General features: G+C 70.7%; 6 protein-coding genes. All 6 read left to right on the forward strand.

What is annotated here, in order from left to right:
* The first annotated feature begins 103 nt into the window (after window positions 1-103).
* From ACFWPJ_RS17195 to ACFWPJ_RS17220, 6 genes are read left to right on the forward strand one after another with little or no spacing between them, the layout of a single operon-like run.
* On the forward strand, window positions 104-1,600 hold the full coding sequence (locus ACFWPJ_RS17195) for an SCO6880 family protein (protein WP_378852410.1): 1,497 nt from the start codon (window positions 104-106) through the stop codon (window positions 1,598-1,600).
* 7 nt (window positions 1,601-1,607) lie between these two features.
* The gene (locus ACFWPJ_RS17200; RefSeq protein WP_378852411.1) at window positions 1,608-4,082 is read left to right on the forward strand and encodes a hypothetical protein; all 2,475 of its coding nucleotides are present in this window, start codon (window positions 1,608-1,610) and stop codon (window positions 4,080-4,082) included.
* Entirely contained in the window at window positions 4,079-4,387 is a 309-nt protein-coding gene (locus ACFWPJ_RS17205; RefSeq protein WP_189023742.1) for a transposase, read from the forward strand. The genes ACFWPJ_RS17200 and ACFWPJ_RS17205 overlap by 4 nt, the downstream gene beginning before the upstream one ends.
* 58 nt (window positions 4,388-4,445) lie before the next feature.
* Window positions 4,446-6,107: a peptidoglycan DD-metalloendopeptidase family protein gene (locus ACFWPJ_RS17210; protein ID WP_378852413.1), complete on the forward strand. Its 1,662-nt coding sequence runs from the start codon at window positions 4,446-4,448 to the stop codon at window positions 6,105-6,107.
* Window positions 6,104-6,688: a hypothetical protein gene (locus tag ACFWPJ_RS17215; RefSeq protein WP_378852415.1), complete on the forward strand. Its 585-nt coding sequence runs from the start codon at window positions 6,104-6,106 to the stop codon at window positions 6,686-6,688. The genes ACFWPJ_RS17210 and ACFWPJ_RS17215 overlap by 4 nt, the downstream gene beginning before the upstream one ends.
* 43 nt (window positions 6,689-6,731) lie before the next feature.
* A complete protein-coding gene (locus ACFWPJ_RS17220) occupies window positions 6,732-8,555 on the forward strand; it encodes a type IV secretory system conjugative DNA transfer family protein (protein ID WP_378852417.1) in 1,824 nt (607 codons plus the stop codon).
* Window positions 8,556-8,658: the final 103 nt, after the last annotated feature.

An 8,658-nucleotide genomic window follows, 5' to 3' on the forward strand; every position in this document is an offset into this window, starting at 1 on the left:
GGGGGGGGCGCGGGGCGCCGCCCGCGCACCAGGCGGCCGGCGACCTCGCCGGTGACCGCTGGGCGAATCGTTCACCCGACCTCGGCAGGAGCACGATCCCGCGATGACGACCACCTCGACCGACACCTACGAGCGGCGCTCGTACGGGCTGTGGCAGAAGCCGCGCAGCGCGGGCCTTTTCGGCCTGCGCTGGGAAGAGACCGTGATCGGTTTCGTCGTGGTGATCGCGGCCCTGATCAGCGCCATGGTCGGTGGGTTCACATGGGGTTTCGCCGTCGGCGGCCTCGGCGCGCTGGTGATGGTGCCCCTGGTGTGGCGGACGGGGGGCCGCTCTGGCTACGAGACGGGATTGATGATGTTCAACTGGATGCGCTCGCGCAAGAACGGCGAGCACGTGTACCGCGGCGGCCGGTTCTCCCGGATCCCCGGCGGCGTCACCAAACTGCCGGGGCTGCTCGCGCCGTCGAAGCTCTACGAGGGCATCGACGCGGGCGGCTACCACTTCGGGATGATCCACCTGCCCGCGTTCGCGCAGTACACGGTGGTGCTGCGGGCCTGGCCACAGGGTCACGAGGCGGTGGACCAGCCGGTGATCGACCGCTGGGTCGCCGCCTGGGGCACCTTCCTCGCCTCGGTCGGCCAGACCAGCGACATCGTCGCGGTGGTGCCGGTGATCGACACCGTGCCCGAGACGGGCAACCGGCTGCTCAACGAGGTCTCCACGATCACCCGCCCGGAAGCGCCCGAGCTGGCCCAGCAGGTGATGTACGAGCTGGCCACCGAGCTGCCGCAGGAGCGCGTGCAGTTGCTGCCGCGCGTGGCGATCACGTTCAAGGCCACCACCGCCGAGCGCCGCAAGAACCCGGCCGAGGAGGCCGTGGAGATCGGGCGCAGGCTGCCCGGCATCTGCGCGGCGCTGGCCGAGGCGGGCGTGCGGGCGCAGCCGATGTCGGCCGAGGAGGTCATCTCCTTCATCCGCCGCAGCTACGACCCGGCCGCCCAGGCCGATCTCGAGGTCGCCGCGGCCGATCCCGGCGGACACGGCCTCGGCTGGGACGACGCGGGCCCGGTCTCGCACGACGAGAAGTGGGATCACCTGATCCACGACGGTGGCCGCTCGGTCACCTGGGAGATGGACGCGGCGCCGGAGGGCGCGGTCGACGAGCGAGTGCTGCAGCGGCTGCTCGCGCCGAATCCCGAAGTGCCGCGCAAGCGGATCGCGATCGTCTACCGGCCGCACTCGGCCGCCGACGCCGCCGAGATCGTCGACGACGACTTCAAGAACGCGCTCGTCGCGCAGCAGAGCGAACGCGGTGTCGTCTCGGCCGCCGCGACACTGCGGGTCGGTGCGACCCAGCAGGCCCGGGAGGAACAGGCCCGTGGGCACGGTGTGACCCGCTTCGGCGCGCTGGTGACGATCACCGAGCCGCTGCGCGGTGACCTGCCGCGCATCGAGGCCATCACCCGCGACCTCTCGACGCAGGCCCGGCTCAAGATCCGGCGTTGCTACCGCTACCAGGCCGCGGCGTTCGCGGCCTCCCTCGGTTGTGGCGTCATCCTGCCCGAGCACGCGACCATTCCGAAGGCATTGGCGGGGTGAGGCGATCATGGGACGCGACTTCGACGACATCGCGCTACGGCCCGTGCACCGGCCGCCCCGCATCCGCGGGGAACGCGAGCCACGACCGGTCGGGAGTTCGTCGCGCGTGAGCGACGACGTGCTCGGCCTGGAGGAGCGCACCGAACGTGCCGAACGGGAGTCGGCGCGCGGTACGGCCGTGGCCGGCGAGCGCGAACGCACGTCGCGTGAGGGTAGGTCGCGCGCCGGGGAACCCGGCGGCAGGCCGCGTGCGGACGAGCCACGTCGTCCGGCCGCCGAGCGCGCGCCGCAGGGCGAGGACACCCGCAGGCCGCGCGCGGACGACGAGCACCGCAGGCCGCGCGCGGACGACGAGCACCGCAGGCCGCGCGCGGACGACGAGCACCGCAGGCCGCGCACCGGCGAGAACCGCAGGCCACGTGAGGACGACGCGCGGGGCAGGCGCGGTGACGAGGCACGCGGCGGCCGGCCTGCCGCGGGCGAGCGGCGACCACGTGGACCGCGGCCCGACGCCGACCGCGCCGCCAAGCCCCGTGTCGAGCGCGGGCTGCGCGCCGAGGACCACGGCCCGCGGCTCGACCACGAGCGCGCGATGGATCCGCACCGCAAGAAGCGTCCGATCGAGTCGGCCAAGCTCGCCAAGGCGCCGCGCCCGGTGAAGGCCGACCGCCCCGACGACGTCGCCGACCGGGCGATGGGCACCGGCCGCTCGGCCAGGTCGCGGAACAAGGCCGACCGGCGCGCCCAGTCCGGCCCGTCGCTGCTCGACGACGCCACCCGCGCCCGCTACGAGATGATCGCCCGCGAGCAGTCCGGTCTGCGCGCGGCCTGGGCGACCTTCCGCATCCACACCGACGACCTGCGCCGCAACAACGCGCAGGCGCGCACCGAGGCCGTCGTCAGCGACGGATTCGACCGCACCACCGCCGAATTGACCGACCGCGGCTACTCCGGCCCCGGCGGCGGCAAGATGAACGTGGTCGGCCGCCCGGTCGAGTACCGGGCCACCACCGCCCAGGTCGCCGGCCTGTGGCCGTGGTCGGTCGGCGCGGGCGCGCCGCTGATCGGCACCCCGCTCGGCTCACACCTGCACACCGGCGCGCCGGTCTGCTTCGACCCGATGAACTGGTTCATGCGCGGCAGCTTCATCACCGCGCCCAGCCTGTTCGTGCTCGGCCTCAACGGTTTCGGCAAGTCCTCGCTGGTGCGCCGGATCGTGCTGGGCGGCATCGCCCAGGGCATCACCCCGCTGATCCTGGCCGACGTGAAACCCGACTACCGCAAGATGGTCGAGCTCGTCGGCGGCCAGGTGATCGACCTCGGCTACGGCCACGGCAAACTGAACCCGCTCGCCGCGGGTGTGCTCGGCTCGGTGGTGCCGCGCCTGGAGGAGTTCCCCGCGCTGCAACGTCAAGTGCTGCAGGACCTGCGGGCCAGGCAGGTGACGCTGATCGCCGGTCTGGTGGAACTGGTGCGTGGCGCCAGGGTCGCCGACTTCGAGGAGACGCTGATCGCGACCGCGCTGCGCATCCTGTACCAGCCGGGCAGCGAATACGCCCCCGACAAGCCGCCGATCATGGAGAACTTGCTGGAAGTGATCGTCGGCGGCGGCGCGGAACTGATGCTCGACGCGGGCGCCGACAACGAGGACGAATACCAGAACGCGATCAAGAACCTGCGTCGCTCGCTGCGCGCGCTCACCCAGGGCCCGTTCGGCGCGATCTTCAACGGGCAGACCAGCGTTCCCATCGACACCGGCGCCGTCGCGGTGTGCATCGACGTCTCGCACATCCCCACCGGCGACAAGAAGCTCAAGGCCGCGGTCATGCTGGCCTGCTGGGCCGACGGCTTCGCCTCGGTCGAGGCCGCGCACGTGCTGGCGGACGCGAAACTCGGTCCGCAGCGCTACTTCCAGGTCGTGATGGACGAGCTGTGGCAGGTGCTCGGCCTCGGTGACTTCATGGTCGACCGCGTCGACGAGCTGACCCGTCTGCAGCGTGGCCTGGCCACCGCGCTGATCATGATCAGCCACACCATCAAGGACCTGCAGGCGCTGGGTTCCGACGCCGCGATCGCCAAGGCGATCGGCTTCCTGGAACGCGCCCGCGCCAAGATCTTCGGCGCGCTGCCCGCCGAGGAGATCAGCAGGCTCGATTCCACCGTGCCCTTCACCTCCGCCGAGCAGGAGATGGTGACCGGCTGGTCGGCGCCCCAGGCGCTCACCGGTGAGGCGCTGCGCCCCGGCCAGCAGCGGCCCTCGCCGCCCGGCACCGGCAAATTCCTGCTCAAGATCGGTGAGGATCGCCGTCCCGGTATCCCCTTCCACATGGAGTTCACGGTGTCGGAGAAGGAAAGCGGAATCCACGACACGAATCAGCGGTTCAGCGAATTCGGCGACAATCCGCGCGCCGCGTCTGCCCACGGCGGGCAGGCGTCGACGACACCGCCCGAACCGCCGACACCGAACGGAGGCCGGCAATGATGCCGCACCGGTCCTACCGCCGGGTCTCGCCCGAGGTCCGCAATGCCGCCGTCGAGCAGGTCGTCGCCCTGACCGACAAGTTGCGCAGTGAGTCCGAGGCCTGCCGGGTGGTGGCCGAACAGATCGGCGTGCACGCCAATTCGGTGCGCAACTGGGTGCGCGCGGCCGAGGGCCCGAGCCTGGACCGGATGGACGCCACCGCGCTACGCCGCAAAGTGGTGCTGCTGCAACAACAGCTGGCCGCCGCCGCCGAGATGAACCGCACGCTCGCCGACACGCTCAACGAAACCCGGCGCCGCACGTGATCACCGCCGCGGCGGACCCGGATCCCGGCGCCCGGCGCGGAACGCCTGGAGGCGGCCGGTGAACGCCCGCACGATGCTGATGTCCGCGCTCGGCTCTGTCATCGGGTTGATCGCGCTCGTGCTGGTCATCGTGCTGCCCTCCTCGGACGAGACCTGCGAAACCACCGGCGTGCTCGACGGTTCGTCGGCGCCGACATTGCCGTCGCTCGGCGGCCAGTCGCCCGGTGACGCACGCGCCGCCGCGTCCGCGACGCCGACAACCAACGCCGCCGTCACCGGGACTCCCTCGCTGGCCGCCGGTGTCGGTCCGCTGCGCCGCACCCTGCCGCTGGAGACCGGCACCTTCACCGTGTCCGACGTGTTCGGTTCCCGCGGTGGCGATCACCAGGGCATCGACATGGCGGCCACCGACGGGACGACGATCTACTCGGTGTCCGACGGCCGGGTCGTCGCCGCCGGTCCGGCGTCGGGCTTCGGCAACTGGATCGTCGTCGATTCCGTCGACACCAACGGGCGCGCCTACTCCGCTGTCTACGGGCACATGTGGGATCACGGTGTGAAGGTGCGGACGGGGCAGACCGTCACCGCGGGCCAGCCGATCGGGATGGTCGGCTCCGCGGGCCAATCCAGCGGCCCGCACCTGCATTTCGAGATCGTGCCCGGCGGCCGCTTCACCGGTGGCCGCCAGATCGACCCGATGCCGTGGCTCGACGGCGCGCCGACCCCGGATGTCGGTGGCGCGCGGGCGTTCTCGGTCGACCCGAACTGTGTGCGCGGATTCGGCAGCGCCGGTGGCGCGCTCGCCGACGGCAAGGTGCCCGCGGAACTGGAGATCTGGTATCGCCGGGCAGGCACTGTCTGCCCGGAGATCTCCTCGTCGCTGCTGGCCGCACAGGCCAAGCAGGAGTCGGGTTTCCGGCGCGGGCTGACCTCGCCCGCGGGCGCGCAGGGCCTGGCGCAGTTCCTGCCGGGCACCGCGGTGAGCATCAATCCCGACGACGGCTTGCCCTATGTCATCGACGCCGACGGCAACGGCACGGCCAGCGTCTGGGACGACGGCGACGCGATCATCGGCCAGGCCCGCTACATGTGCGCGATCGCGCACAAGATCGCGGGCTGGATGGCCGCGGGCAAGGTCTCCGGTGACCTGACCGCGCTGACCCTGGCCGGCTACAACGCCGGTGAGGGCGCGGTGCTCAGCTCCGGCGGCATGCCCAATCAGGTTGCGGCGCACTACTCCGAGACCCAGCCCTACGTCACCAACATCCTGTCGATGGAACCGCAGTACCGCGCGCCCGGAGCGCAGGGCCGGTTCACCCCCGAACCCGGTGGTGGCGGCGCGCAGATCGTCGAGGCGGCGCACGACTGGCTCGGCGCGCCCTACGTCTGGGGTGGCGGTGGCGCGCAGGGCCCGAGCAACGGCGGATTCGACGGGCCGGGACTCACCACCGCCGCGGTGTTCGCGGCGTCCTCGGGCGCGGTGACGTTGCCGCGCACCGCCGAACAGCAGTGGGAGTCCGGCCGGGAGGTGCCCATCGCGAAAGTCGCGGCGGGTGACCTGGTGTTCAGCGATTTCGGGCCGAAAGGACCGGCGAAGGTGGGGATCTACGCGGGCAACGGTCAGCTGATCCAGGCGGTGCCGCCGTCGAGCAGCGGCGCAGGCGGTGGCGTCGTCGAGGTGGCGGTGCCGGGTGACGCGCGGGCGAGGAGGGTGTTGTGATCACACGGCGCGGCGCAGCGGGGATAACCTGGTGGGAGAGAACACGAATCCGCACCATTCCGGCGGTGATGCTCGTGGCGGCCCTGACCTCGGTCGCCGCTTGCGGCGGCGACTCCGATACCGCGCGCCCGGACGGCGCCACGTCGACCACCCGGCTGCTCGAGGCGGCCGCCACGGTCGACCCGACGACGCCCGACGGCGTCGCGGTCGTCGCCCTGCGCGAGGTCTACACCTGGAACCCGGCGACCGAGCAGCAAGGCGATTCGCTGCAGCGGGCGCGAAAATGGCTGGGGCCCAGCATGATACGTATGCTGGACAGTTCGGCGGGGACCACCGACACGCCGAAACCGACGCTGCAGTGGGCGGACTGGGGCAAGGCGAAGGCGCACGTCGAGGCGTTCACCTTCGCCTCGGGGGAGCAGGCGCCGCCGAGCGCGGATCCCACGGTGGCGCAGTACAAGATCGGCATCGAGCAGACGGTCGTCTACCCGAACGGGCGGAAAGAGGCCCTACCGCCGAGCACGGTCATCGCGACCGTGGTGCAGACGCCGCAAGGCTGGCGCCTCGACGCGTTCCGCTGAGAGCACCCACCCACCATCCGACAAGGTCCACAAGGAGGCACACGTGGCGAAGAAGAAGGTGACGGATCCGGCCGCGATCGGACCCGACACGACGCTGATCCTGATCGTGTTCGGCTTTGCGACGCTGATCACCCTCGCCGTCGCGCTGCACCTGGGCAACGCGTTGTCGGTGGTGCCGCAGAACATTCCAGTGAACCCGATCGCGGTGGTCGCCGACCTGGCACGCGGGAAACTGCACTGGCCGCGGGCGTCCACGGTGATCGTGCTGCTGGTCATCGCCGCGCTCATCGCGTTCGTGGTGATCCGCAAACAGCTGAAGAAGCGCGCGGGGGTGGGCCGGTTGTCGATCGACGACAAGGCCGACCACATGGGCAGCGGCAGCGCCATCGCCTCGATCACCGAGGACGGCGTGCGGACCAAGGCCAAGGAGCTCGGCGTGCGCCTGGGCACCAACGACGCGCCCGGTGTGCCGATCGGCATCGCCGTCGCCGACGGCACCCCGCTCTACGGTTCCTACGAGGACCTGCACCTCGACATCTGGGGTCCGCGCCAGGGCAAGTCCACCTCGCGGGTGATCCCGGCGATCCTGTCGGCCATCGGACCGGTGCTGACCACGTCGAACAAGCGTGACGTGGTCGACGCGACCCGGAATGTGCGCGAGGCCAAGGGCAGCGCGACCTTCGTCTTCGACCCGCAGGGCGTTGCGGGCGAACGACCGACGTGGTTCTGGGATCCGCTGGCCTGGGTCGACCACCGCAAGGAGGGCTGCGAGATGCGCGCGGCCCGGTTGGCCGGTCACTTCGCCGATGCCGAGAGCGGCGGCGCCGACACCACCGACAGCTTCTTCGATCCGGAAGCCGAGGACCTGCTCGCCGGGCTGTTCCTGGCCGCCGCGATCGCCGGCAAGCCCATCACCCAGGTGTGGGAATGGGTGACCAACCCGCAGAACAGCGAGCCGATCGAGCATCTGCGCGGTGCGGGCCACGACTTCACCGCGGCCGGCCTGGCCATGCAGTACAACGCCGAACAGCGCACCAAGAGCGGCATTTTCGGCACGGCCAAGAAGATGGTCCGCTGCCTGCAGATGTCGAACGTGCATCCGTGGATCACCCGCGGCAGCAGCGACCGCCTGCAGTTCGACGAGCTCGAGTTCATCGAGCGCAACGGCACGCTCTACTGCCTGTCGCTGGAGGGTCGTGGGTCGGCCGCGCCGCTGGTCAGCGCGCTCACCGAGGCCGTCATCGATGTGGCGATGCGCAAGGCTTCGCTGTCTTCCGGTGGCAGGCTCCCGATTCCGCTGCTCGCGGTGCTCGACGAGGCGGCCAATGTGGTGCGCTGGAAGGATCTGCCCAAGCAGTACAGCCACTTCGGTTCGCGCGGGATCGTGGTGATGACCGTGCTGCAGTCGTGGGCCCAGGGTGCGCGGTGCTGGGGCGACGCGGGGATGAGCGCGCTGTGGTCGGCGGCCAATATCAAGGTGCTCGGCAGCGGTGTCGACGACATGGCGTTCCTGCGTGACCGCTCCGAGGCGATCGGCGAGTACGACTCGATCTCGCAGTCGATGTCGCAGTCGGGCAACAGCAAGAGCTATTCGCGCTCGCTCAGTTCCTCGGTGACGTTCACCGCGCAGGGACTGGCCACGCTGCCGCGCGGTCGCGCGGTGGTGTTCACCTCAGGTCAGCCCGCTGTGCTGGTCCGCACCGTGCCCTGGTGGGAATCCGAGTACTCCGAGGCCGTCAAGCAGTCGATCGAATACAACGATCCCACCCGCAAGACCCGCATCGACGATCTCATCGGGACGCCGGTGCTGTCGAGTTCCGCTCCGCCGGATCAGATCGGTGACATCGAGGAGGTCAAGCCACTGTGAACGAACACACGCAACCCGCGCGCGACATCGCCAACGGGTACGGCAATGTCTTCGATTTCGTCAACGACTACCTGAGCAGGGTGTACAGCAGGCAGGTCACCGA

The organism is Nocardia sp. NPDC058497 (genome assembly GCF_042720195.1).
Taxonomy (GTDB): domain Bacteria; phylum Actinomycetota; class Actinomycetes; order Mycobacteriales; family Mycobacteriaceae; genus Nocardia.

Bases quoted from the DNA above. Each gene is read 5' to 3' on its own strand.
- ACFWPJ_RS17200 (WP_378852411.1), top strand. From the start codon at position 1,608: ATGGGACGCGACTTCGACGACATCGCGCTACGGCCCGTGCACCGGCCG.
- ACFWPJ_RS17195 (WP_378852410.1), top strand. From the start codon at position 104: ATGACGACCACCTCGACCGACACCTACGAGCGGCGCTCGTACGGGCTG.
- ACFWPJ_RS17205 (WP_189023742.1), top strand. From the start codon at position 4,079: ATGATGCCGCACCGGTCCTACCGCCGGGTCTCGCCCGAGGTCCGCAAT.